We start from the raw sequence: 23,637 nt of genomic DNA, 5'->3' as shown, positions 1-23,637 counted from the left end.
CGCGGCATCGACCAGCGCTACGAGCCGCAACAGGAGGGGAACCGGAGGGGGCTCAACCGAATTAACCTGCGATAGGAAAATTGCGGACCCTTCGATGGCAAACGGTCGCTTCGCGTACTCCATGTCCAGAGCCCTGCGTCACCCCGGCGTGATGGCGTTGATCGTGGCGGGCGTGACGATTGCGGCCATGCTGATCGTCGACCACGGCCCGTGGAGCCGGGCCAAGACACAGCCGGCCCACGTCGCGATGTACGCGACCACAGGCGAAGCGGCACGGGCCGCTGGCGCCCTGGTGCTCCCGACCGATCCGAAATCGCCGATCGAGCCGCAGCGGCCGAAGACGTCTCCAACCGTCAATCCCGTGACGCCGTAAAGCGCGACGAATGAGGTTTGATCGCGCAAAGACGGAGGTGCGCTCCCTCTCCCGCTTGCGGGAGAGGGTTGGGGAGAGGGCTGTTTCCGCAATGGGACAATCCCCAAGAGGAGAAAGCCCTCACCCGCGCCTCCGGCGCGACCTCTCCCGCAAGCGGGAGAGGTTACGCCGAGCTGTGGCAATCGATTCGACCTAGACCATTCCTCTCAACCCTTGCGGCCGTAGTTGAGGAGCCCGCCACTCGTCTTCGGCGGATGAGCCCGCAAGGCTTCCTCGTTCGGCTCGGTGCCCCAGCCGGGCCGGTTCGGGATGATGAGATGGCCGTTCTCGATCTCCGGCTCGTGCGTGAACAGCTCGCGGTCCCAGGACAGGCGATCGATGTCGATCTCCATGATGCGCAGGTTCGGCACCGCGGCGCAGAAATGCGCGTTCATCATCGAGCAGAGATGGCCGTAGAAATTGTGCGGGGCGACGTTGACCTCGAAGGCTTCGGCCGCCGCGGCGATCTTCATCGACTGCCAGACGCCGTTCCAGGGCGTGTCGATGATCGCGACATCCATGGCCTGCGCGTGGAAGTAGGGCAGGAATTCACGCAAGGAGAGCAGCGTCTCGCAGGACGAGATCGGATGCGGGCTCTGCTTGCGGATATAGCCGAGCGCTTCCGGATTGAAGCTGTCGATCTCGACCCAGAACATGTCGAGGTCGGCAATGGTGCGCAGGATCTTCAAGTAGCCTTCGGTCTTGGCGTTGAAGTTGCAGTCGAGCAGGATATCGACGTCGGGGCCCGCGCCGTCGCGGATCGCTTCCAGATGCATGCGCAGGTCGCGCAGGATCTTGCGGTCGACGTTGATTTCGGGCGCGAAGGGCGAGCCGAAGCCGGGCCGCCAGCCGGTCGGCTTGCTGCCCTCGTCATAGGAAAAGATGTTGGTCTTGAGCGCGGTGAACTTCTTCTCGCGCACCTCGCGCCCCATCGCCTTGACGCCGTCGAGCGTTTCGATCGCCGGCTTGTACCAGGACGGGTGATTGATCCGCCACGTGGCGCAATGCGACCAGTAGACCCTGACGCGGTCGCGGATCTTGCCGCCGAGCAGCTCATAGCAGGGGACGCCGAGCGATTTCGCCTTGGCATCGAGCAGCGCATTCTCGATCGCCCCGAGCGCTTGCGCCACCACGCCGCCGGCCGCAGGACGCGTCGCCGCGAACAATTCGGCGAAGATGCGCTCGTGCTGGAAGACGTTCTGCCCGATGACCCGCGCCGAGAGGCGCTGGATCGCGGCGCCGACGCCGGGCGAGCCAAAGCCTTCGTCGAATTCGCTCCAGCCGACGATGCCGTCCTCGGTCGTCAGCTTGACGAAATGATAGTTTCTCCAGCCGGCATCGCAGGCGAGGATCTCGAGGCTTGTTGCTTTTGAAGATTTGGTCATGTCGCTCCCTGTCGCCCGGCCGGGCTTTTCTTAAAGCCCGATCTTGAGCCGGGCCCGGACCGCATTGTTAAGCCAAGCGCGGGGCGGCGGGAAGGGCGCAGCGATGCAACGCGGCAGCGCGTCCGAAGCAGCGCTTCTCGTCAGCCGATCACGGACGAGCCAAGCAAAGCGAGGACGGCGAGCGCCATGACTGCGGTGCCGAGCCAGCCCAGCGCGATCAGCCAGGAGCGGGCCCTGAAGCGGCCCATGATGGTGCGGTTCGAGACGATCAGCATCATCATCGCCATGATCGGGACGGCGACGATGCCGTTGAGCACCGCGCTCCACACCAGCATGTTGATCGAGTCGATGCCGGTGAAGCCGAGGCCGAAGCCGATCAGGGTCGCCGCGGCGATGATGGTGTAGAAGCCGGCCGCTTCGTCCGGCTTGGCCTCCAGCGTGGCGCGCCAGCCGAAGATCTCGGCAACGCCATAGGCCGCCGAGCCCGCCAGCACGGGAATGGCAAGCAGGCCCGTGCCGATGATGCCGGTCGCGAACAGGGCGAAGGTGAAATCGCCGGCCAGCGGCCGCAGCGCTTCGGCCGCTTCCGTCGCCGAGCCGATATTGGTGATGCCGTTGGCGTGCAGGACCGATGCGGTGGTCAGGATGATGAAGAAGGCGATGCCGTTCGAGAGCAGCATGCCGGAGATGGTGTCCGTCTTGATGCGGTCGAGCTCGTGATCGCCGCCGCGCTTGAGCTGGCGAAGCGGCTCGTCGCGCTCGCCCTGGTTCATCTCCTCGACCTCCTGCGAGGCCTGCCAGAAGAACAGGTAGGGGCTGATGGTGGTGCCGAGCACGGCCACGACCATCAGGAGATAGTCGGCGCTGACATTCGGCTTCGGCCAGACCGCGGCGAGCAGCGCCGTGCTCCAGGGAATCTGCACCGTGAAGGCGGTCGCGACATAGGCGAACAGCGCCAGCGTGAGGAATTTCAGCACCGGCGAATAGCGGCGATAGGGCACGAACACCTGCAGCAGGGTCGAGCCGGCCGCGAAAATCAGCGCGTGCTCGTGGTTGAGGCCGCCGATGACGAGCGAGAGCGCCTCGGCCATCGCGGCGATGTCGGCGGCGATGTTGAACGTGTTCGCGGCGACCAGCATGGAGACTAGCGCCAGCACTGCCCAGCGCGGCGCGACGCGCATGACGTTGGCGGCGAGCCCCTTGCCGGTGACGCGGCCGATCTGCGCGCTGACGAGCTGGATCGCGATCATGAACGGCGTGGTCAGAAACACGGTCCACAACAGACCGAAACCGAATTGCGCGCCGGCCTGCGAATAGGTGGCGATACCCGACGGATCGTCGTCGGCAGCTCCGGTGATGAGGCCGGGGCCCAGCCGTTGCAACAGCGTCGGCGCGGATTTCGTCGGGGTGAGGGCGCTGTCGCTCATGAACGGGCTCGAACGGGTGCGGACGTCGTCTTTAGCAAATGCGAATCGAATACCATAAGTTCCCGCTGCCGAAGCGGGCGGCTGATTTCCGAAAATGCTAAGTCGAGTTTGCTCCGTCGGGCAAAACAGGGCTATATTGCCATCATCGGCCTACCTGATGCTGACGAACATGCCCCACGCGGCGGCCAGCGCCGCGCCGGTGAAGAGAACCACCGGGTTGTCGCAGAACGTGCCGCCGTAGCTGCACACGTCCGCGCCGAATTGGCCGAGCTCATGACGGCTCGCGGAATAGAACAGTCCCGACAGCACCAGCAATGCAGCGGCGACGTAATACATCGAAGGTCTCTCCGACTTGCCCCCGTCCATTCGACATGTCCCAGCATGAGGCGAAGAGATTTCACTTCGGCCAATTCGCTTTGCGGCATTTGAGATAAAGTTTGACCCGTCGGGCAAAACACCGGCAAGATGGCACCATCGACCGTGCCGGCGTGATGGCTGGTCGTCGACATCAAAAGGCCCCGCATCGCGGGGCCTTTCTCGTGTCGGAGCTCTGTTGCCTATCGCCGCATTCCATAGAGCTCGCGCTCGCGGACGATATCCTCCGGCGACAAGGGCGGGCTTGCGGCGTCGAAGTCGCTCCAGCCGGACTTCTGCCAGGCGGCGCTGCGCTCCTGAAGGTTGACCGATCGTTCGTGCAGAAGCGCATCGAGGCGCGCGCGGTCCTGGTCCGGCACCCTCGCGGACACCAGCGTGCCGCCGCGGCGGACGCCCTCGGCATAACGCGATGCGTCTTCCTTGGAGACGCCGGCTTCGGTCAGGGCGCCGATGATTCCGCCGGTGGCCGCGCCGGCAGCTGCGCCCGCCGCGGTCGAGGCGAGCCATCCGGCCGCGACGACCGGGCCGAGACCGGGGATGGCGAGGAGGCCGAGACCTGCGAGCAGGCCGGCGGCGCCGCCGAGCCCCGCGCCGATGCCGGCACCGGTGCCGGCGCCTTCGGCGCGATCGTCGGCGCCGTCGCGGTCACGATCGACCTTGCCGGCGACCTTGCCGGAGCGTGAGCCGTACCAATTGTCCGAATTGTTGGCGACGAGGCTGATGTCGGAATGCGGCACGCCGGCGCTTTCGAGCCGGGTCACGGCGCGCTCGGCATCGGCGTAATTGTCGTACAGGCGAGAGATGGTCGTCGTCATGTCTGGATCTCCTGATTTCGCGAATTTCTTGCGCGAATTACTTGGCGGGGTTGACGTTGCCCTGGAAGTCGACGCTGACGTCGGTCTTGGTGCCGGCCTTGTCGGCCTTGCCGCGCCAGACGCCCTCGTTGTCCTTCTGCAGGCCGGAGACGTTGGAATAGCCCGCGCCCTCGATCCGCGATTTCGCCTGTCCTTCGGTGAAGCTGTTGCGGCCCGCGACCGGCGCGTTGGAGTTGTTCTGGTCGGAGCTGTTCACGGCGTTGTTGCCCGGCCCGCTTTGCGCCGGTTGCGACTGGGCGCCGGCGGGCGCCGAACCGAGCAGCAACAAGGTTGTGGCCAGAACTGTCAGACGTTTCATGTTGTTGTCTCCTGCAAGTGATTGTGCGGGCGACAACAAGTGAGAGTCGGATTGGTTGCTATTCTGAAGGAGAAGTTTGCTGCGGCGCTTCGGTCGGGACAATCCGGCAGCGACAATGTCGAGCAGGTGCGGCCGTCGCTCGTCCGTGCCTTGCTACTTTGAAGATTGCACGGACTCGGCCTGGCCCTTGGTGGGCTCCCACGGCGCCGGAAGGATCACGCGGATGGGGCGCGCGTCGGTTGTGGTTTGAACGACGGTTGGGGCCTTGTCCTTCGGGGGCTCGGCCAGCGCCACGCTGACCAGGGCGAGCAGCATCGCCAGCGAAGTCGCCACCAGCCGCAAGTCGAGCATGGAAGCCTCCTGTTTCCGCACCAACGCGATCGGGCGGAGTTGGTTCAGCCTTGAGAACCGGGAACAAGCGGCAATTGGTGACGTTTGTAGACTACACGCCTGGATCACCGGGCTGCTGGAGGAGGACACACGATGAAGATCAAAACGATCATTGCCGCCGCCGTGCTGACGTCGTTTGCGGCTCCCGCGTTTGCGCAATCGTTCTACGTGGTGCAGGACGTCAAGACCAAGAAGTGCACCATCACCGAGTCGAAGCCGACGACCACGGAAACGACGGTCGTCAGCGGCGACACCGTGTACAAGACGAGGTCGGAAGCCGAGGCCGGCATGAAGACCGTCAAGGTCTGCACGTCGAACTGATGCACTGAGCGAAGGTCTCACCCGAGCCTGCGCTCGAAACAAAGCCCGCGCGGAGCGATCCGTCGCGGGCTTATCTTTTGCTAACTCCATGTCGCATAGCCCGTGCTATGGCCGGTCCGCCACACGCGGCTTGGGATAGGAACTTCGTTTCTCCCGGCCGATTATAGTCGCACTTGAATGACGGGTGAGCCAGCTCCGACCATGCAATCACGCTATCCCTTGCTGAAGAGGTGGACGGCGGAAGAGCATGAGCGGCTGAAAGCGCTGGCTGAAGCCGGAGGCCGGCCCGACGAGATTGCCGCAGAGCTGAATCGGACCGAAGCGGCGGTGCGGGTGCGCGCCTGGCAGCACGGCATCGCGCTGGGTTCCGCCCCGACCAAGCGCGGCAATTAGCGCGCGCTGGGGCGTATAATCATCAACGCGCCGCCCTAGCAAAGACCGGTTGTTTGCTGCATCACGCGCGCCAGGTCATCTTCGGTGAAGGGCTTGCGGAGCAATGGAAGGCCGCCTCGTCGCGGCTCCCGGCCGGATACCTGCAGCACCTTCACGGCCGGACGCAGGCGTCGAGCGCGTTCGGCCAATTCATGACCATCCATGCCCGGCATGTTGATGTCCGTCATCAGGATGGAAATGCTTTCATTGTCCCGTAAGGCGTCGAGTGCTTCGCCGCCGCTCTGGGCGCAAACCACCTTGCAGCCGAGGTCCTCCAACATGCTTGCGAGTACGTCGCGCACGTTGGGATCATCATCGACAAGCAAGACCGTGTAACTCATGGGCAAGAACTCCTTGCCCGTCAACTTAGGCAAATCCGATACGTTCCCTGGCAAAGGCGCTTTGGCACTCCGATCGCGTTGACTGCCAAGGTACAAAGGTCCGTTGGACTTACTTCACCGATCGGACCTTGGTCTCGTCGCCGGACGGGCCGGGCGCGGCGCCTGCTGCTGGAATCTCACGCGCGGATTGATATCGCAATAGCTGGTCCACCGTCCGGATGCCGAGGCCAGGCACTGCTCTCTCGTTTCATACATGCACTCGCCGGGGTAGCCAACATTGCCACCGAAGACGCACCAGGGATAGTCGCGGCCGGCCTTTGCTGCTGAAGAAAGCCCCAGCAGCAGGGCCCCAATAAGCAAAGCGAATCGCATTTTATTCTCCATCATGCAAAGTCGGCGGACTATAGAACATCCCGAAATGGACGCGAGCCTCGAAGGCAATCCGCAGGGCGCTGGCCATCGACCAAGGAGATGTTGTTCTGTTCGCGGTGCAGCAGAGGCGAGATCGCAGGAGTGAATTGCTCCTCCCAATGGTCCGCAACAGGCGAAGGCGGGAGGGCCACCAGCGGAAGTCGCCGTTCCGCCCGTACAATCGCCTGGTCGGCGCAGATCGAATGTTGATTCAAATCAATGGTTATCCCGACGCTTCGAGATCAATGCTTCGGATGCTGCTTGATCTCACCAGGAGATGAGCATGCGGATATTCGCTCTCGCTGCTGTCCTGAGCCTGACGCCGGCTACGGCCTTCGCTATCTCCGAGTGCAGAGTCACCGGCAGCCCATCTGTGTTCGGCGTGGACATGACCGCCTACTTCGCGGTCAAGTCGGGCGAAACGTGCAATTTCCCGATGCGAATTCCGGGAGCGATGCATCGCTCGGGCGTGGCCCGGAAGCCCGCGCACGGCAAGCTCAGCCAAGTCAACGTAACGACGTTCAGGTACACCGCGGCATCCAACTACAAGGGCACCGATACGTTCGCCATCTATGGTGAAGGAAGGGTCCGTACGGCTCGGGCAAGTCGGTCATGACGGTGAATGCAACGATAGAGTAGCAGCTGCCAATGAACCATCGCAGCGCCTCTTGGCAACTCACGATCCGGGTCAAAACCGACAAAGCTTTCTCCAGCAGATGTTGTCCGCCTGACCATCGACAGCCGACATTCCCTTATACGTAGCGGCGGCCAGCGCGCACGCCTCTCCTTCGAGACGGCGCTGACGCGCCTCGAAACTGGTCCGTGTCAGTGCCCTCTGAAAATGCAGCCACGCACGTCGTCCTCACCTTGAGGAGCCCGCTCAAGGCGGGCGTCTCGAAGGATAATTACGGCGGAAGCTCTCAAATGTGATGGCCGCTGTCGACGGGTAAGACGCAAACCCGGCCGGCGAAAGCGGGATCAGCGTTCAATTCTGCACACAAGCACGCCGAAGGCTGCGGTGTAGCCCACGGACGAAACACGTCTGAAACAGTGCTGAAACCAGATCGTCCTGAACTCGGCGCCCGCCGGGGCCGACCAACCAAGCGAAACGGAGAGACAATCATGATCCAGATCGGTTCGAAGGAAGAAGTCGCGCTGCTGCTGGCGCTGTTTGGAACGCATACCCAGCCGGCGCAGCGGCCGAAGCCGAAATCGCAAGCGAGGTGACAGACGCCATGCCCGGCTTGGCCGAATGCCAGAGCCTGCTCAGGCTCCTGATCGCCAGGGGCGATCCCAAGGCCATCCCGCTTGCCAAGGGCGCCATCGACCAGTACCTGAACACCGCACCGTTAAGCATGCGCGGGCGGGGCCTGCGCGTGCTCCAACGCGATGCGCTGGACCAGCACGATGCCGCCGTCGGGGTGCAGCGCTCGTTCGCCGAGACGGTGGACGCCTATATCGAGCGCAAGCTTGCCGAGGAGTGAGGCCGGCCCACGGTCGCGGATCCCCCGTGTTCCCGGAACTCATTGATCCCAAGCGATTTTTTTCGACGCGCTAGCAACCTTTGCCCGCTCTTGGGCCTATAGGCCAAAGGAATGCGGTCATGGCCCGATATTACTTCGACCTTCGCGACGACAAGGGAATTGCGCTGGACGAGGAGGGGCTGGAATTGTCGAGCCCGCGTGCCGTTCAGGCCGAGGCGGCCAAGTCGGTCGCTGACCTCGCGCGTGATGCGCTGCTCTCCGCGCCGCTCACCGGCGACCGGCAGGAGCTGGCGATCGACGTGCGCGATGCCAGCGGTCCCGTCATGCAGGTGAAGTTCTGCTTCCAGATCGAAGATTTGAAGTCGCGGCCGCGCTCACGCGGTCATTGACGCGTCAGCGTCGGGCGGGACGGCTCGGGCAGGGGCGGGCGCAATTGCTCCGACTCCAGCACGGCGATCTTTCGGCCGAGCTGCCAGACCTCGACCTTGCCGAGCCGCGTGAACTTTTTGGCGATGACCACCGCGCTGGAATCGGACGGGGCTTCGAACGCTTCGGCGGAGCGGAAGACGCCGTTCTCGCCGACGAGATAAGCGCGATATTGCATCATGTCGGCGCCCTCAGGCCGGGCGAGCGCAGCCAGGAATCGATCTGCATGGCGGTTTCGTCCCGGCGCGCCTGGCGCAGCAGCATGTCGCGGCGGGGGCCAGGGGTCAACTTGCGCGCTTCCTCGCGGCAGCGCTCCGCTTCGTCCGCGAGTCTCTCGCGCAAGGTGGTGGTCTGTTTGAAACGACGCCGCTTTTGCATGGCGTTCTCCCTCGTTGAAGTAGGCGGGAGCGCAACTGGCGTTCTCGTCACCGATCTCTGCCAGGTGCCTTGCGGTGATGGATTAACCTTATGCCTTCTGCAGTGGCGAGTCACATCATTTGATATGACGCGCCGATTTATTTTCGGGCGAAATTTGAGCGTGTTGAGTGGCTTACTCATCTTGTGCCCGGCGAGTCCTAAAGTTCAATATTGAGCAAAGGCGACCTGTGTTAGTTGATGTTGCATCACCGGCCAAAGGCTTCGTCCGTAGGCGTCGGTGGCTGAGAGACCGAGCGCGCTCCCGCCTGCAAAGCGAAGGGAGCACCGCGATGACCGTCTATCGGCCCTTGCCAGCCGACCGTGAGTTGGCCGAATACATGCGCCAATTCGTGCGCGAATGCCGCGAGCTGTTGAAGCAATCGCCACCCGATACGTTTCTGGGACGCAAGACGCACGAGCCTTTCCAGGGCGACGGCGACGCTACGCCGAACGAGGAGCGCTGACCGTCAGCGCAATCGCGATCGCCGGCAACAGGCCGGCCTGCAAGGTGCGGGTTTGCTCCGCGCCGTCACAGATGGTCCGGGCGATCGCGCGCTGACGTATCAGGGCGAGGCAAAGCCGTTCTGCTTCGAGGAGGGCGGCATCGGCGCGCGCCAACAAAGGATCGTCCGTTGATCCGTGCATGGGCGGTGCAACGCGGTGTGTTGCCGGTTGTTCCTGGTGGTGCTCCCCGGGTGTGACTCTGGCGACAGCGCGCGGTATTTCTTGTTGTTGCGTGAACCCCTCTATCTTGCGCTCACCCGGGCGGACAACGCCGATTGACATTGTTCCCTATTTGTTCTAAAGAGGTTTCTGTTTCAACCTCTGGGCGAACAGCCGAAGTTTGACTCACACTGGAATTTCTGCGGGGTCGTTGATGAGTAGCTCCCTTCTCTCTTTTGTCCTGTTGAGCAGACCGATGACGCCTGACATGTCAGCAGTCGCCAAAGTTCTTCACGCCCGCCATCCGGAATTGGCAGCAGAGGCGCCGGACGATGACGAGCTGCAACCGGCTCAAGCGAATTCGCCGCTCATCCGCTGTGGCAACGAGCTTGTTGCGGTCATGTCGATGCCGGCGCCCATCCCGCAGGATCCGGGGCTTTGGGCGCGCGCTGCGCGAACTTGGCCGGAAAGCGAGGCTGTGGCAACGAACCATCAAGGCCACATCATCGTCTCGCTGCTCGGAAAATCTGAGCAGCCGCTGGTCGCCGCCCGCCTTACGACTGCAGTCATCGGTGCATTGATTGCCACCGTGCCGGAATGTTGCGGCGTGGTGTGGGCGGGCCGGGTGGCACAGCCGGCCGATCTATGGCTCGATGCGTCTCGCTGGTCGCTCGCACCGTATCCGGACTATCCCTTCAGACTATGGGTCGACATTCTTCCGTTCCGGTCAGGTGCGAAGATCGGAGCGATTACGATGGGCTTGTCCGCGTTTGTCGGCCGCGAGATCGAATTCGTGACCGGTAAGCTCGCGCTTCCGGCGTTGTTCGACAAGGTGGCAGGACTTTCGGTGTATCTGATCGAAAACGGAAACGTGGTGAAGGACGGCGATACGATCGGAGCAAGTGCGAGTGAGCGGATTGCGGTTCGCTACAAGAACTCCGACGTCTTTGGAGGTCTTCCCGTGTTTTATTGTACGGATGAATCCGAGCACTAGTCTGCAAAGCTTCTTGCGCGTGTCGAACAGTAGTTGGAGCGCTGGAAATCGCTTTGACACGTCGGGCAAAACACTGACAGAATGGCATCATGAAGATGGATTCAAATGAGGCCCGCGGCGGTTCTGCGGGCTTTTGTTTTTAGGTTCTGTATGCCCTCGCTTCCGGAGGCGTGCTGCTGGTCCACGCGAAAAGGGTTTGGACCTCCTGTCGCAACACGCCACGCTATTGTTTGGAAGACAGAGCCGAGATTTTATCTCCGCCCAGACCCCGAATAAAGGGCCATTCAGATGAGCCACGAACGGGCAAACCAGGACAAACGTTTCTCGGCGCGGAAACGCAGATTCTACAGAATGAGGCTCTATCGAAAAGGCAACCCGAGTGGTCTCGAGATCACTGAGGAGGACGGTCCCTCTCTGCTCAAGCCCGGGCACTTGTCCGATTTCGTGGGGCCGACGCCACGAGCCACATTCAATTCGCGACGGCGTCGGCCTTGGGATTGTGAGCCCTGGTATTGGTTCTGGCTCATCTCTGATCGGGCCAAGACCGTGTTCGAGGCCATAGATCCCGAGGCGTTTTCCTTTCTTGCTTGCGAGGTCCAGGTTCCAGGCGGGGTCTGGGACGGACCTCGCTACTGGTTCTGCGACGTCCGCCGTTCTCTCGATGCATTGGATGAGGAGCGATCGCGGTTGAGCATCGGCATTCGCGACGATCCAGGCTCTCTACTTTTTGGTCAAAAAGTCTACGATTTTTGCGATGATGTCGAACTCGTTTTCAAGGACGAACTGGTTGGCAATGCGCACGTATTCCGAATGGCGTACACCTTACGATGTTTCATATGTGATCAAGCTCTGAAGGATGTCTGGAGGTCGGCGGGCCTCCGGGGCATGTTGTTCGAAGACGCCTCCGATCTCCCGCTGATCCCGCGCCGAAGATCTTAGGAGCGCTCTCTGCAGATCGTCGCTTACCGAGCCAGGATGCCTTTCGAGGAAGAAAGCACCCGCGACGTATAAGTCAAACGCAACCTCCGACTGAGATTTAGCAATCCGCCGTCGTTCGTCCTCGATGGCGCTGCGTTGCTCCAGACGCTGGTCGGCCTGTGCCGATCCGCGCTCGATGCCGTCCAAGCGCGGCCAAACGGCGGCGAAGGTCGCCGAGACCCTCACAAGCATTTCTTCAGCCTCCTAACGGCGCCGAAGCTGCGAGCGCAGCCGGCGCCTGTGCGTCGCATGCGGTGGCTGAACCGCATCTGAGACTTGATCAGGCTTCGAGCAATCCGATCAAGCGCAAATCACCTAAGCAATCCGCATCGGGGCAGCATGTCGATTTTAGCCTATCACCACATGATCTCGCAAAGGTTCAACGATCATCCTGCGTTTGATGGAGTCGATCAGAAAACACTGGGAGTTTACTCCCCCGCGAATGGGATCTATCTGCCGGTGGATTATCAGCTCGCCGCCGGTATGAACATATCGCCCCATCCGGGTGGGCATACGCCGCTTTATTACGACGCCATCGAATGCGTCCTCGATCGAATCGCCAATGAGCCCAAGACGGAAATTCGTGCGGTGAAGATAAGAACACTCATGGATGCAATGCGCATTGGCTTCGCCAACGGTGATCTCTACACAAACTTGCCCACCGGCAAAACTCTGGAAGAGGTTGAGCAGGGTATCAATAAAGTCATCAAGAAAAACGAGTTGTATGTTGAGCGCTATGCCGACCTGCATCAAGATCTTCGGGAGAGTGAACGGAGGAATTTGCAGGCCGGACAAGACCATCTACAGCTTTGGTCTGCAATATTAGGCGATGCTCAAAGAGAGAAGTTGCTCAGCGAGGCAATTGAGCGGAATCCAAACGTCAATATCACGTCGGAGAATAAACATCTGCGCGGAACGCCGTACTCCCGATTTGCACCTGTCGACGATGTTTTTCAGATCCCACCGACGACCTCAGCCAACCCGGCTGACCTTCCTTCGCCTCCACCTCTCGTTCCTCCTTCCCTCCAGTGGTTGAACAAGTCGGAAGGGTTCACGCGAAGTGATCCACGCTTCACAGGCGCGCTTCCACCCTTTCCGGCACCGGGCCCCGATGAAAAACGGTTCGGTCAGTTGCCTCCGACAACGGCCGCTCCGGCAGATCCGCTGGTGCTCCAATCCGATCCGCACTCAGGAGTGACGTATCAATATTACGACAATCCGTTGGCAGGCGGCACGCCTGTGGTGCGTAATGCAATCAATGCACTTGCTTTGACGGCTGGAGGGACTGCCACCGCCGCCCTAGCTCCCTCTATCCTTCCCTGGCTGCTCGGCATTGGAGGCATTTTGGCGTTTACGCGCGCTGCCAACGCGGAGGAAAGTCGTTCCGGCGCGACGATGGGGGCTGCCGCTCCTGGCGGAGGAGTGTTCTCGACGGGAGCGCCTGCGCAGAACACAGTGAATAATGGACACCAACCTTGGCAACGCGACTGGCATCAGGGGCGTTTTGACACCATTGACCCCTAACCCGCAGCTGGGCGGCGCTTCCCCGTTTGATCCAGAGGTGCCCGCTGGCACTTTTGCAGATCGCTTCGGGGAGTGGACCACTACCGCAGCTGGCACCATGCCCGCGAAAAATCCCCCAGCAGCGTCCACATCTGTCGCAGGATCAGTCGCGCCTGAAGACGTTCGCCGTCTCGCCCGTGTAAATGAGGCGAATGCGGGCAACGTGTTCACGACGGGCAGTGCGCCAGTCCCGTATCTACCATTCACCGAATTCGATGGGCGGTTTGGCAGTTGGACCGTCCCGACCGCTGGCGGCCAGCAGCCGCAACCGAGCAAGCCGATCGGCGTGTTTGCAGACGAGCCGAGCTACCTCATTCCTCCACCCATCTTTGGAGTGGATGGGCCCGTCAATCCGCAGACCGACAGTGAGGAATGGTTCTCGCGCTGGATACGATCTTTGCTTCGGTCCGAATGACATCTGTGGTGAAGCGAGAGCCGTCATTTGACACGTCGGGCAAAACACTGGCAGAATAGCATCATCGAAAAATTCGGAACAAGCTCGCGGATCTGCCGCGGGCTTGTTTGTTTTGGCGGCGCAGAGACGTTCGTGCGTTACGCGCCACCCGGCCCGAACCACCGCGTCAGCGCCTCCACAAGTCCGCGTTGGCTCTCGTCGCCTACCCAGGCCACATGGCCATCGGGCCGCACCAGCACCGCGCTCGGCGCAGCCACCGGTCCGATGGCCGGAAGCTGCCAGGCGCCGTCGTAATCGGCATCGACGAACTCCAGGCGATCCGCCCAGGGCGTGATGTCGATGCTGCCGCGCTTGCCGAAATTGAGCAGCACGCCGCGCGCGCCGTGCAGCAGCGTGAACAATCGTAGCTTCCGCCCGCCCGCCACGAGATCGAGATCGGGCATGCGGCGGCCGAGCAGCGCGTGGCCTGCGCCGAGGTCGTAAGCGATGTCGAGCCCGCTCATCATCGCGCCAAGGCGCTGTCGCGGCTCGTCCATGGCGAGCAGCTCGGCGATCACCTCGCGCGCGGCCTTGCGGCCGTCGTCGCCGCGGCGGAGCAGGGCGATCTGCGCCATGGTGTTCTTTAGCACGCGCGCGGCCACGGGATGGCGCTCGCCGTGATAGGTGTCGAGCAGGCTCTCGGGCGAGGTGCGCCCCACCACCTGCGCCAGCTTCCAGCCGAGATTGACCGCGTCCTGCACACCGAGGTTGAGGCCCTGGCCGCCGACGGAATGATGAATGTGGGCGGCATCGCCGGCGAGCAGCACGCGGCCCCTGCGATAGGACGCCGCCTGCCGCGCCGCGTCGGTGAAGCGGGAGATCCAGGCGGGGTTGTGCACGCCGAAATCGGTGCCGTAGACGGATTCGAGCGCCGCGCTGAGATCGCGCAAGCTCGGCTCGCCGCTGCGCGCAAGCTCGGCTTCCGTCACGACGACCAGCACGCGCCCGCTCTCGGTCTGGCTGAGGCCGTGGAAGCCGAGCGCGTCGTGACGCAGGCCGAACTCCGGCGGCTCGCGCATCTCGACCTCGGCCATGAGGTTGCTGAGCGAAGGTTCTGAGCCGGGGAAGTCGATGCCGGCGCTCTTGCGCACCGCGCTGCGGCCGCCGTCGCAGCCGACGAGATAAAGCGCGCGCAGGCGCATCCCGCTGGACAGCGTGACGTCGAGGCCGGTGTCGTCTTCCGCAAAGCCCGTCACCTCGCGGGCGCGATAGATCGGCACCGCGAGCTCGGAGACCCATTCGGCCAGCAGGCGCTCGATCTGGTTCTGCCGCAGCGCGAGCCCGTAAGGATGGCGGGTGGGGAGATCGCCGATGTCGAGCCTGGTCCAGGCGAAGCCAGCGAGCTGGGTGATCTGCCCTTCGCGCAGGAAGCGCTCGGCGACGCCGCGCTGATCGAGGATCTCGATGCTGCGCGCGTGCAGTCCGCCGGCGCGCGTCTCGGCGATGTCCTGGCTCGCGCGCCGCTCGACTAAGGCGACGTCGACTCGAGCCAGCGCGAGCTCGGCGGCCAGCATCAAGCCGGTCGGGCCGGCGCCGGCGATGATGACATCATGGCCGGTGGCAGTTGCGCGTTCTGCTCGCGGCCGGGACGTCGGAAGCGGGAAAGGCATGTCGTGACCCCTCGACTGATTGTTCAGGCCGAGAGGTCTTACGCGATCGCCGGGGGCTTGAAGCAAGTCCCATGCGCACCACATATTGAGCTCGGAGGAGGGGCTTTGCGATTTGCGCGCTGTCGATTGACGCGTCGGGCAAAACACCTTCAAAATGGCATCATCGAGATGCGCGCCGCTCGTGGCGCAGCTCAATCGTCCTTCGACATATCGCCGGGTTTTGTGGGCAGATCGATGCTGCCGCCCTCGCCATGCGCGAGATCGCGGCCGTCATCCGCCGTCGCGCCGGCGTCTTCGACGATCTGCGTGGAGTGTTCCTTGTCGATGCGCGGCTTTGAGGGCGGACGATCTCGCGACGTGTCGTCTTGCGATGTGCCGGGTGAGGTCATCTTCATCGTCATGGCCGGTCGCTCCTGATTGTCCAACGCGGCTTGCGCGAATTCGTTCGTTTGACACGTCGGGCAAAACACTGGCAGAATGGCATCATCGAAACGAGTTTGACTTGGCCCGCGCGGGACGCAATCCGCGGCGGGCTTTTTAAATTCAGCGGAAGGTTTTGACACGTCGGGCAAAACACCGGCAGAATGCCATCATCGAGACGAGCTTGGTTCACCCGCGCGGAACAATCCGCCGCGGGTTTTTTCGTTCTCGATGTCGCAATCGGACGGCGGCGGCGCATTGCGGCCACGCACTCGCTTGATAACGCGTTGAGAGAGCGCCGATCGGCGCGCCGTCGTCCGAACCATTGCTGGCCGTGCACGCGCGAACGTGCCGGCCCGCGGCGCAGGGCCGCGTGCCCGCGCCGCTGCGGTCTCCGGGACCGGAGATAGGGTTCGCGCCCGAAACGATCGCGCTCTTCGCGCGATCTGCCGCGCATTTTCTTGACAAGGAGAGATGATGACCGCCTACCTGATATCGCTTGCCGTCGCGGGCCTCGTTGCCATCGTGCTGTGGGAGACGTTTGCGTGAGCGAGGACATCGTCGAAGGTGAACCCGAGCGCGCACCGGTCCGCTTACCCCCGCGAGCGAAGACCTCGCGGGCGCGTAACCTGACCGAAATCCGCTCGCTTGCGCGCAGCCACACCAGGACGGCCATCAGGGTGCTCGTCGGCGTCATGCGCAGCGAGGATGCAACGCCCGCGGCGCGCGTCTCGGCGGCCAACGCCATCCTCGATCGCGGCTGGGGCAAGGCCGCACAGCCAGTCGAGAACGGCGAGGACGGCGTGCTGGAACTGATCCACCGGATCGAACGCATCATCGTGCATCCGCCGAGCTCGAACAGCGGTGACGCCGTCACGACGCTCGAGATGGCGGAGCTTCCAATCTGCAATCGCGCCTCGATTGACCGTTGACCCGTCGGGCAAAACACTGGCAGAATGGCATCATCGACAGAAGTTGGTGTTGCCCGCGCGGATGCGATCCGTCGCGGGTTTTTCGTTTGATGCCTTTGCGAACGAGGGCATCTCGTGTCCATCCTGAAAATTCCGACGGCGAAAATCTTCGAGCCGCTGCTCAAACCTGCGCGCTACAAGGGCGTTTATGGGGGACGCGGCTCGGGCAAGTCGCATTTCTTCGGCGAGCTCCTGGTCGAGACCTGCCAGGCCGAGCGCGGCACGCTCGCGGTCTGCATCCGCGAGGCGCAGCGCACGCTGGCGCAATCGTCGAAGCGCTTGATCGAAGGCAAGATCGCAAGCCTCGGGCTCGGGCACGGCTTCAAGTTATTCAGCGACAAGATCGAGACGCCCGGCGACGGACTCATTATCTTCCGCGGGCTTCAGGATCACACCGCCGACTCGATCAAATCCCTGGAGGGGTTTCGCATCGCCTGGATCGACGAGGCGCAATCCTTGAGCGCACGCAGCCTCGCGCTGCTGCGGCCGACGATCCGCGCCAAGGACTCCGAGCTCTGGTCGAGCTGGAATCCGCGTCGCAAGAGCGATGCGATCGACGATTTTCTGCGTGGGCGGCAGCCGGACGGCGCCGTGGTCGTGAAGGCGAACTGGCGCGACAATCCCTGGTTTCCGGATGTGCTCGAGGAGGAGCGGGTGCTCGACCAGAAGCTCTATCCGGAGCGCTACGATCACATCTGGGAGGGAGACTATGCACGCGCCTTCGAGGGTGCTTATTTCGCCTCGCTGCTCTCGGAAGCGCGCGCGCAGGGGCGGATCGGCAAAGTTGCCGCAGATCCGCTGCTGCCGCTCCGTGCCTTCATCGACATCGGCGGCGCCGGCGCCGCCGCAGATGCCTTCACGATCTGGGTCGTTCAGTGGGTCGGCAGCGAGATGCGAGCCGATCTTCAGCACCTGCGGAGGTGGCGAAAGAGCGTGGAGCAGGCCCAGAGCTACACCTTCAAGGCAGTGATCACAGTGATTGCCACTGGCCTGATGGGTGCCGTCTGGCTTGGCGTCAAGGTGGTACTGGGTAAATGAGCCTTCATGGCGCCGTTGACGTCGCTCCGTGCCCGATCAGGATCTGCTGCCCAATGAGTGGCTCATGTACAGAATTCGTATCGTCGATGCGTCCGATGATGACGTTGCTGAAACCTTAGCCGATCTGCATCGACTCACGTTTTTCGATGCCGCGGCGATGCCCACGTTCGACCTCGGCGCGTGGTGGATGGCTTATCACGACGCGGACGCAGTCGCGTTCGCCGGAATTGTGCCCTCGACCCACGTTCGAAGCGCCGGCTATTTCTCCAGAGTTGGCGTGTTGCAGCGGCATTGGGGACGTGGCCTTCAGCGCAGATTGATGCGTGCGGTGGAAGCGAGGGCGCGGCGTATCGGATGGGACAGCATTGTCTCCGATACAACGGACAACCCGGTATCAGCGAACAACTTCATTCAGGCGGGTTATCGGCTGTTCGAGCCCGAGACCCCTTGGGCCTGGGCGCATACGCTCTATTGGCGGAAGTGGCTGCACTGAGCAGGTTTGCCGCCGCACGGAACGCGCCGTCTATCTAATGGCCAGTACGCGCCTGGAACGTCCGAGGACCCGGCAGCCTGGGGGCTGCCGGGTCCTTTTTGCGTATTGAAGCGATGCCGGCGTGGGACTTGCGAAGTCGGCAGCGCCGGGCTTTAAGCTTGCTCTTGCAGGAAATTCGGCGGCCATAAGCCGATGTAAGGGAGAGCGCGACCGATGCCCACCAAGCCTCAATTGCCGTTACGTTCCTCGCAAGGGACGGGAGGGCCGACCGCGCTCGATGGTCTATTGGTCGTTGATTTCACGCGTGTGGTCGCTGGCCCGGCCTGCACCCAGACACTCGCCGACTACGGTGCGCACGTCATCAAGATCGAGAATCCCGATGGCGGCGACGACACGCGCGCCTATGAGCACGCGGAGATTGGAGGTGAGAGCGCCGCCTTTCTCAGCCTGAACCGCAACAAGCGCGGCATCGCGCTCGATCTTGCCGTGCCGGAGGCGCGCGAGATCGCGCTGGACCTGATCCGCAAGGCAGATGTGGTCGTGGAGAATTTTTCGAGCGGGGTCATGAAGAAGTTCGGGCTCGACTATGAATCGGTCGCGCCGCTGAACCCGCGGCTGGTCTATTGCTCGATCTCCGCCTACGGACGCAGCGGACCGTTTGCCTCCCGGCCAGGCTTCGATCCGATCACCCAGGCGGAAAGCGGCTTCATGTCGCTCAACGGATTTGCCGATGGACCGGCGGTTCGCACCGGCCCGCCCATCGTCGACATGGCGACGGGGATGTCCGCCTGCAATGCCATCCTGCTGGCGCTGCTGGCGCGGGAGCGGCTCGGCCGGGGGCAGCATGTCGAAGTCGCCCTGTTCGACGTTGCGATGGGGATGACCGGTTTCTACGGCATGGCCTATCTCATCAACGGCGAAAATCCCGGCCGGTTCGGCAATTCGCCGAGCGGGTCTCCGACCGTCGGAGTCTACGAGGCCTCAGATGGGCCGCTCTACATGGCCTGCGCCAACGACCGGCTCTACCGCCGGCTTGTGGTCGAGGTGCTGAATCGGCCCGATCTCATCACCGATCCGCAGTTTGCGACGCGCAAAGCCCGTTCGGAGAACAAGGAGCTGCTGCGGGCAGCCATTGCCGAAGTCTTCGCCAGCGATACGCTCGAGAACTGGATGGCGAAGATGAAGCTGGCCAATATCCCGGTCGGCTATCTCCGGACGGTCGAGGAGGGTTTCAATGCCCCCGAGGCTCGCGAGCGCCATCGCTTGAACCGGATTCCGCATCCGACAGCCGAGTGGGTGCCCAACATCGAGCCGCCGATTACGATGAGCCTGACAGGCGCGGTCGACCCCGTCGCGGCACCTCTTTTGGGCGAGCACACCAAGCAGATCCTGCAAGATATGCTCGGCTACGACGAACGTCGGATCGCGGATTTTGGCGAGAAGGGCGCTTTTGGGTTGGTCAAGCCTCCGAGGTCGACTTGAGGCACTGGCTCGGCTTGATTTGGCGAAGGTCCCGCCGCATAAATGTGTGAAAGCGAGGGACACGAATGGCGCCTGGCCAGGAGCCGAGCATGACCCAGCCCGCAGGTCTGCAAGCCGGCGGTGAGGTCTATGCGGCCATGATCGCGAAGGCCCGGAGCCTCCTTCCGCGACTACGGGAGCGGGCGGCACGGACGGAGGAGCTGCGGCATCTGCCTTCGGAAACAGAGACGGATCTTCATGAGGCCGGCTTGTTCCGGATGCTCCAGCCGGCCCGGATTGGTGGCGCTGAGCTCGACTATGTCGCTCTCGTCGATTGCGCTGAACTGCTCGGGCAGGCGGATGCGTCGGTCGCCTGGAATCTCGCCAACCTGGCGAGCCATCATTGGATGCTCGGCATGTTCGAGCGACGGGCGCAGGATCTGGTCTGGGGCCGCGATCCGGATACGCTGATTGCATCCTCGTTCATTTTTCCGGCCGGGCGCGCGACGAAAGTCGAGGGCGGATACCAGTTGCGCGGCAGCTGGCCGTTCTCCTCGGGTGTTGCCTCCTGCGAATGGAACATGCTGGCAAGCGTGGTCTATTCCGACGATGAGGCGGACGGTATCGAGTATCGGATATTCCTGCTACCGAGCGGCGACTACAAGGTACTGGACACCTGGAATGTCGCGGGATTGCGCGGGACGGGGTCGTGCGATGTGGAGGTCAGCGACGCTTTCGTTCCTGACCATATGACGGTCGCCGTAGGGGACCTCTCGGGTGGCCCGACGCCGGGAAGCACGGTCAATCCGAATCCTCTGTATGCGCTGCCTGTCTTCTCACTATTTCCTTACGTCCTTTCCGGTGTCGCGCTGGGGAATGCGCAGGCGTGCCTCGACGATTACACGGAGGTCGCGCGTCATCGTATTTCGACCTACAACCGCGCCAAGCTGAGCGATTTTCAAAGCACGCAGATCAAGATCGCCGAGGCCTCGGCCAAGATCGACGCTGCGCGCCTGATCATGCGATCGGCTTGTCTCGATGCCATGGAGGACGCGCGGCGCGGCCATATTCCCGATATGGCGACCAAGACCAGATACCGCCGCGACGGATCCTTTTCCGTGAACTTGTGCACGGACGCAGTCTCGATGCTGTTTGCGGCCAGCGGCGCGCGCGGGCTGTTCACGAGCGGCGTGTTACAGCGGCAGTTCCGCGATGCGCACGCGATCAACTCACATCTCGCATTCAACTTCGATGCGGCCGGGACCAACTACGGACGGGTGGCCCTCGGCCTGCCCTCCGAGAATCTCACGCTGTGAGGTCGGCCGATGAATGACTTGCCGAAGCAGCCTCGCGCTCCGGATCCTGCCAACGAGCTCGCGAGCGACAGCTCGCAGATTGATCCTCGCGACTTTCGCAACGCGCTCGGGACGTATGCAACGGGCGTGACGATTATCGCGGCGGCAGCGCCCGACGGCACGCCGTACGGGCTGACATGCAATTCCTTCGCCTCGGTCTCGCTGAATCCCCCGCTGGTTCTGTGGAGCCTCGTCGTCTATTCCTCGAGCCTGACCGTCTTCCAGAACGCCAGCCATTTCAGCGTCAACGTTCTCGGCGCTTCGCAGCAGGCGCTCGCAAACAAATTTGCAAGATCGTCGGACGACAAGTTCACAGGCGTCGACTGGACCCCTGGCCTCGGCAACGCGCCAGTGCTAGCCGAGAGCGTCGCCAACTTTCAATGCCGCTCCGTGAATCGCTATTATGGCGGTGACCACGTGATCTTTCTCGGCGCGGTCGAGGCATATACCTACAATGCGAAGGAGCCGCTGCTCTTTGCGCGAGGGGCGTTCGGTCGTTTCATAGCCGACGATGAGCGCAAGAACGTGCCGTAACGCGCCCCCTATACTGCTTTGCGCTCTGCCGCCGAAAGCTTGTAGATCTCCAGCGCGTCCGCGTCCGCACCTCGCGCGGCCTTCGCCAGCCTGAAAAGCTGTCCGGCAAGCGCGGCCATCGGCACCGGCGTCGAGGTTGCCTGTGCAACATCGGCGACCGTATCGAGATCCTTGAGCATCGTGGCGATGTGGCCGAGCGGCGGGCTGTGAATGCCGTTGACCATTCGTGGCACGAACAGCTGGAGCGGGATTGAATCCGCAAATCCGCCGGCGAGCGCTTCGGGCAATCGGTTGGCGTCAATTCCGGCGTTCACGGCAAGGCGGGTTGCTTCCGCGAGCACGGCCATCGCGCATCCGACGATCACCTGGTTGCACAGCTTTGTGGTCTGGCCGGCGCCGACCGGGCCCATGTGCGTGAACCTGCGCGCCATGGCCAGCACATAGGGCCGCACCCTCTCGATGTCGCCAGCTTCTCCCCCCGCCATGATGGCGAGCGTGCCTTCCTCGGCGCCCTTCGTGCCCCCGGACACCGGCGCATCGATCCAGCCCGTCCCGTTCGCGTCTTTCAATCGCGTTGCGAGATCGCGCGCCGCGTCGGGATGGATAGACGAGAAGTCGACCACAAGCTTGCCCGCGCCAAGGGCTGCTGCCAGACCTTCGGGCCCGAAGATCACCTCCTCCACCGCCGCCGCATCCGTCACGCACATGAAGACGATATCCGAGCTCGCCAGCAGATCTCGGGGCGTAACCACGTGCTTGGCACCAGCCTCGACGAGCGGCGCCACCTTGCCCTCCGAGCGATTCCAGACAGCGACCTGATAGCCAGCCTTCAGCAGGCGTCGGGTCATCGGCGTTCCCATGAGTCCGAGGCCGAGATAGCCGAGCTTCTCGGTGCGGTTCTTGCTGTCGTCAGCCATAGGTTGCCTCCTTCTGTCGCAGACGCCGCTTTACCATACATAGCCTACCTGCCGGCAAGATCGCCCACCTCGCATGGCTTGCCTGATTGTTTGAACCATGAAACATTTGAGGCGGTCGGGTTGGCGGCGCCAGTCGGCGCCGGAGCAGCGGAGTGGCACGATGCGAACCGTTTCGAAGTGGATCCTGGCTTTGGGGGCGGCAGCCGCCGTGAGCGCGGGCGCAAGCCCGTCATGGGGGCAGCAGACGATCCGCGTCGGCTGGACCATCCCTGCGGAGGAGTCCAAGTACTGGATGATGCGCAGGCCGGCAGAGTTTCCCAATCTCGGCAAGACCTACAACATCGAATGGACCCAATTCCAGGGCACCGCGCCGATGACGCAGGCCCTGGCGGCAGGTGCGCTGGACTGCGCGACGCAGGCGCCGCTCTCCCTCTCCAATGGGGTCGTCGGCGGCAATCTCAAGGCCTATATCGTCGCGCAGCATGTTTTCGAGATGCCCGGCGGCTTCTCGGTTTACTGGGCCGTCAAGGATGACTCGCCCATCAAGTCAATCGCGGATCTCAAGGGCAAGACCGTCGGCATTTCCGTGATCGGTGGCGGTACGCAAGGGCCGTTCAATCTGCTCTTGAAGCAGAATGGCGTCGATCCGGCCAAGGACATCAAGCTGGTCGAGGTCGGCTTTGCCGTCTCCGAGGACGCGCTGCGCCAAGGCCGCGTCGACGCGGTCAATATGAACCAGCCGTTTGCTGCGCGCGCGGAGGCAAAGGGCGGCACAAGGAAGCTGTTCTCGCTCTCCCAGGCCATGCCGAACATCGTGCACATCCTGGAAGCCTGCCGTGCCGATTTCGTCGACAAGAACCCTGAGTTGGTCAAGGCCTATGTCCGCGATATTACCTCGGGCATGAAGAAGGCACTCGCGAACCGCGAGGAGACTCTCAAGGTCGTCAATGAAGTGCTGAAAGCCCCCATCCCGGTGCTTGAGACCTACCTGCTCAAGGACAATGATTTCGGCCGCGATCCGGGTGCTGCGCCGAACTTCCCGGCGATCCAGAAGATGCTGGATATCTATGCAGAGACAGGAATGCTGCCGAAGCTGGATGTCGCACAGTTCAAGCATCCGTCGATCGTCGCGCCGCTGCAATAGAAGCGGGCGAATTGCCGAACCAACATCGTGGCGTTCCGGATCATCCGG

30 protein-coding genes and 1 pseudogene are annotated in these 23,637 nt (G+C 62.7%); 17 read left to right on the top strand and 14 right to left on the bottom strand.

The genetic code is table 11. The annotated features are described in order from the left end of the window. The first annotated feature begins 94 nt into the window (after positions 1-94). Positions 95-373 carry a hypothetical protein gene (locus tag ACVWYQ_RS11695; protein WP_036007648.1) on the top strand — a complete coding sequence of 93 codons (279 nt, stop codon included), beginning with the start codon at positions 95-97 and terminating at the stop codon, positions 371-373. A 206-nt stretch (positions 374-579) separates the two neighbouring features. Here ACVWYQ_RS11695 and ACVWYQ_RS11690 read toward each other — a convergent pair whose 3' ends face one another. The 6 genes from ACVWYQ_RS11690 to ACVWYQ_RS11665 all read right to left on the bottom strand — a co-directional run bounded on the left by ACVWYQ_RS11690 (position 580) and on the right by ACVWYQ_RS11665 (position 5,123). Further along, positions 580-1,797: a mandelate racemase/muconate lactonizing enzyme family protein gene (locus ACVWYQ_RS11690; protein ID WP_456725628.1), complete on the bottom strand. Its 1,218-nt coding sequence runs from the start codon at positions 1,795-1,797 to the stop codon at positions 580-582. 140 nt (positions 1,798-1,937) lie between these two features. Beyond that, positions 1,938-3,224, bottom strand: a complete 1,287-nt coding sequence (locus ACVWYQ_RS11685; protein WP_456725627.1) for an NRAMP family divalent metal transporter — start codon at positions 3,222-3,224, stop codon at positions 1,938-1,940. A 150-nt stretch (positions 3,225-3,374) separates the two neighbouring features. After that, entirely contained in the window at positions 3,375-3,560 is a 186-nt protein-coding gene (locus ACVWYQ_RS11680) for a hypothetical protein (RefSeq protein WP_057028642.1), read from the bottom strand. A 221-nt stretch (positions 3,561-3,781) separates the two neighbouring features. Continuing rightward, positions 3,782-4,414 (bottom strand): hypothetical protein, encoded by a 633-nt coding sequence (locus tag ACVWYQ_RS11675; protein WP_456725626.1) that lies wholly within the window; start codon positions 4,412-4,414, stop codon positions 3,782-3,784. Between the two features lie 37 nt (positions 4,415-4,451). Further along, positions 4,452-4,772 (bottom strand): hypothetical protein, encoded by a 321-nt coding sequence (locus tag ACVWYQ_RS11670; protein WP_275511456.1) that lies wholly within the window; start codon positions 4,770-4,772, stop codon positions 4,452-4,454. Between the two features lie 153 nt (positions 4,773-4,925). After that, positions 4,926-5,123, bottom strand: coding sequence for a hypothetical protein (locus ACVWYQ_RS11665; protein ID WP_456725625.1), 198 nt, complete (start codon positions 5,121-5,123; stop codon positions 4,926-4,928). Between the two features lie 132 nt (positions 5,124-5,255). Here ACVWYQ_RS11665 and ACVWYQ_RS11660 point away from each other — a divergent pair, with 132 nt between their 5' ends. Together ACVWYQ_RS11660 and ACVWYQ_RS11655 are read left to right on the top strand one after the other, a co-directional pair. Then, positions 5,256-5,483, top strand: a complete 228-nt coding sequence (locus ACVWYQ_RS11660) for a hypothetical protein (protein ID WP_135161900.1) — start codon at positions 5,256-5,258, stop codon at positions 5,481-5,483. Positions 5,484-5,684: 201 nt separating this feature from the next. After that, positions 5,685-5,876: an SANT/Myb-like DNA-binding domain-containing protein gene (locus ACVWYQ_RS11655; protein WP_456725624.1), complete on the top strand. Its 192-nt coding sequence runs from the start codon at positions 5,685-5,687 to the stop codon at positions 5,874-5,876. Between the two features lie 35 nt (positions 5,877-5,911). On the opposite strand, the gene ACVWYQ_RS11650 is transcribed toward ACVWYQ_RS11655, so the two are convergent. Continuing rightward, positions 5,912-6,256: a response regulator gene (locus ACVWYQ_RS11650; RefSeq protein WP_404539395.1), complete on the bottom strand. Its 345-nt coding sequence runs from the start codon at positions 6,254-6,256 to the stop codon at positions 5,912-5,914. Positions 6,257-6,370: 114 nt separating this feature from the next. Beyond that, on the bottom strand, positions 6,371-6,628 hold the full coding sequence (locus ACVWYQ_RS11645) for a DUF3551 domain-containing protein (RefSeq protein ID WP_456725623.1): 258 nt from the start codon (positions 6,626-6,628) through the stop codon (positions 6,371-6,373). 322 nt (positions 6,629-6,950) lie between these two features. On the opposite strand from ACVWYQ_RS11645, the gene ACVWYQ_RS11640 reads away from it, so the two are divergent. The 3 genes from ACVWYQ_RS11640 to ACVWYQ_RS11630 all read left to right on the top strand — a co-directional run bounded on the left by ACVWYQ_RS11640 (position 6,951) and on the right by ACVWYQ_RS11630 (position 8,540). Further along, positions 6,951-7,283: an Ig-like domain-containing protein gene (locus ACVWYQ_RS11640; RefSeq protein WP_456725622.1), complete on the top strand. Its 333-nt coding sequence runs from the start codon at positions 6,951-6,953 to the stop codon at positions 7,281-7,283. Positions 7,284-7,902: 619 nt separating this feature from the next. Next, positions 7,903-8,151, top strand: a complete 249-nt coding sequence (locus ACVWYQ_RS11635; RefSeq protein ID WP_109142991.1) for a hypothetical protein — start codon at positions 7,903-7,905, stop codon at positions 8,149-8,151. 119 nt (positions 8,152-8,270) lie between these two features. Then, positions 8,271-8,540 (top strand): DUF6894 family protein, encoded by a 270-nt coding sequence (locus ACVWYQ_RS11630; RefSeq protein ID WP_271544271.1) that lies wholly within the window; start codon positions 8,271-8,273, stop codon positions 8,538-8,540. On the opposite strand, the gene ACVWYQ_RS11625 is transcribed toward ACVWYQ_RS11630, so the two are convergent. Both ACVWYQ_RS11625 and ACVWYQ_RS11620 read right to left on the bottom strand, forming a co-directional pair. Beyond that, the gene (locus tag ACVWYQ_RS11625; protein WP_157283845.1) at positions 8,534-8,758 is read right to left on the bottom strand and encodes a hypothetical protein; all 225 of its coding nucleotides are present in this window, start codon (positions 8,756-8,758) and stop codon (positions 8,534-8,536) included. The genes ACVWYQ_RS11630 and ACVWYQ_RS11625 overlap by 7 nt on opposite strands. After that, positions 8,755-8,955 (bottom strand): hypothetical protein, encoded by a 201-nt coding sequence (locus ACVWYQ_RS11620; protein ID WP_109142994.1) that lies wholly within the window; start codon positions 8,953-8,955, stop codon positions 8,755-8,757. The genes ACVWYQ_RS11625 and ACVWYQ_RS11620 overlap by 4 nt, the downstream gene beginning before the upstream one ends. 329 nt (positions 8,956-9,284) lie before the next feature. Between ACVWYQ_RS11620 and ACVWYQ_RS11615 the strand changes: the two genes are divergently transcribed. Beyond that, positions 9,285-9,458: a hypothetical protein gene (locus ACVWYQ_RS11615; protein ID WP_275511453.1), complete on the top strand. Its 174-nt coding sequence runs from the start codon at positions 9,285-9,287 to the stop codon at positions 9,456-9,458. On the opposite strand, the gene ACVWYQ_RS11610 is transcribed toward ACVWYQ_RS11615, so the two are convergent. After that, complete coding sequence (locus ACVWYQ_RS11610; protein WP_404539403.1) at positions 9,436-9,612, bottom strand: hypothetical protein; 177 nt, start codon at positions 9,610-9,612, stop codon at positions 9,436-9,438. The two genes, ACVWYQ_RS11615 and ACVWYQ_RS11610, sit on opposite strands and share 23 nt — an antisense overlap. A gap of 301 nt (positions 9,613-9,913) precedes the next feature. Here ACVWYQ_RS11610 and ACVWYQ_RS11605 point away from each other — a divergent pair, with 301 nt between their 5' ends. The 3 genes from ACVWYQ_RS11605 (at position 9,914) to ACVWYQ_RS11595 (ending at position 13,153) form a co-directional block, all read left to right on the top strand. Further along, positions 9,914-10,651, top strand: coding sequence for a DUF4261 domain-containing protein (locus ACVWYQ_RS11605; RefSeq protein ID WP_456725621.1), 738 nt, complete (start codon positions 9,914-9,916; stop codon positions 10,649-10,651). Between the two features lie 288 nt (positions 10,652-10,939). Beyond that, positions 10,940-11,590 carry an imm11 family protein gene (locus tag ACVWYQ_RS11600; RefSeq protein ID WP_456725620.1) on the top strand — a complete coding sequence of 217 codons (651 nt, stop codon included), beginning with the start codon at positions 10,940-10,942 and terminating at the stop codon, positions 11,588-11,590. A gap of 378 nt (positions 11,591-11,968) precedes the next feature. Next, positions 11,969-13,153, top strand: coding sequence for an AHH domain-containing protein (locus tag ACVWYQ_RS11595; RefSeq protein ID WP_456725619.1), 1,185 nt, complete (start codon positions 11,969-11,971; stop codon positions 13,151-13,153). Positions 13,154-13,744: 591 nt separating this feature from the next. Here the strand turns inward: ACVWYQ_RS11595 and ACVWYQ_RS11590 are convergent. Next, a complete protein-coding gene (locus tag ACVWYQ_RS11590) occupies positions 13,745-15,256 on the bottom strand; it encodes an FAD-dependent monooxygenase (RefSeq protein WP_456725618.1) in 1,512 nt (503 codons plus the stop codon). A 191-nt stretch (positions 15,257-15,447) separates the two neighbouring features. Continuing rightward, entirely contained in the window at positions 15,448-15,657 is a 210-nt protein-coding gene (locus ACVWYQ_RS11585) for a hypothetical protein (RefSeq protein ID WP_404539414.1), read from the bottom strand. A 564-nt stretch (positions 15,658-16,221) separates the two neighbouring features. On the opposite strand from ACVWYQ_RS11585, the gene ACVWYQ_RS11580 reads away from it, so the two are divergent. The 6 genes and pseudogenes from ACVWYQ_RS11580 (at position 16,222) to ACVWYQ_RS11555 (ending at position 21,528) form a co-directional block, all read left to right on the top strand. Next, positions 16,222-16,608: a hypothetical protein gene (locus tag ACVWYQ_RS11580; RefSeq protein ID WP_404539417.1), complete on the top strand. Its 387-nt coding sequence runs from the start codon at positions 16,222-16,224 to the stop codon at positions 16,606-16,608. 114 nt (positions 16,609-16,722) lie between these two features. Next, positions 16,723-17,322, top strand: a pseudogene (locus tag ACVWYQ_RS11575) (PBSX family phage terminase large subunit); the annotation flags it as partial. Positions 17,323-17,749: 427 nt separating this feature from the next. Continuing rightward, positions 17,750-18,178: a GNAT family N-acetyltransferase gene (locus tag ACVWYQ_RS11570; RefSeq protein WP_404546162.1), complete on the top strand. Its 429-nt coding sequence runs from the start codon at positions 17,750-17,752 to the stop codon at positions 18,176-18,178. 213 nt (positions 18,179-18,391) lie between these two features. Further along, positions 18,392-19,660, top strand: a complete 1,269-nt coding sequence (locus ACVWYQ_RS11565) for a CaiB/BaiF CoA transferase family protein (RefSeq protein WP_271537179.1) — start codon at positions 18,392-18,394, stop codon at positions 19,658-19,660. A gap of 89 nt (positions 19,661-19,749) precedes the next feature. After that, complete coding sequence (locus ACVWYQ_RS11560; protein ID WP_271537181.1) at positions 19,750-20,955, top strand: acyl-CoA dehydrogenase family protein; 1,206 nt, start codon at positions 19,750-19,752, stop codon at positions 20,953-20,955. Positions 20,956-20,964: 9 nt separating this feature from the next. Further along, complete coding sequence (locus tag ACVWYQ_RS11555; RefSeq protein WP_275500628.1) at positions 20,965-21,528, top strand: flavin reductase family protein; 564 nt, start codon at positions 20,965-20,967, stop codon at positions 21,526-21,528. Between the two features lie 8 nt (positions 21,529-21,536). On the opposite strand, the gene ACVWYQ_RS11550 is transcribed toward ACVWYQ_RS11555, so the two are convergent. After that, positions 21,537-22,445, bottom strand: coding sequence for an NAD(P)-dependent oxidoreductase (locus tag ACVWYQ_RS11550; protein WP_157285611.1), 909 nt, complete (start codon positions 22,443-22,445; stop codon positions 21,537-21,539). Between the two features lie 160 nt (positions 22,446-22,605). On the opposite strand from ACVWYQ_RS11550, the gene ACVWYQ_RS11545 reads away from it, so the two are divergent. Next, positions 22,606-23,589 carry an ABC transporter substrate-binding protein gene (locus tag ACVWYQ_RS11545; protein ID WP_057028661.1) on the top strand — a complete coding sequence of 328 codons (984 nt, stop codon included), beginning with the start codon at positions 22,606-22,608 and terminating at the stop codon, positions 23,587-23,589. Positions 23,590-23,637 lie beyond the last annotated feature (48 nt).

The organism is Bradyrhizobium sp. USDA 3397, assembly GCF_054060965.1.
The sequence above is the reverse complement of the archived record's forward strand: the minus strand, read 5'-3'. Positions and strand labels throughout refer to the sequence as shown.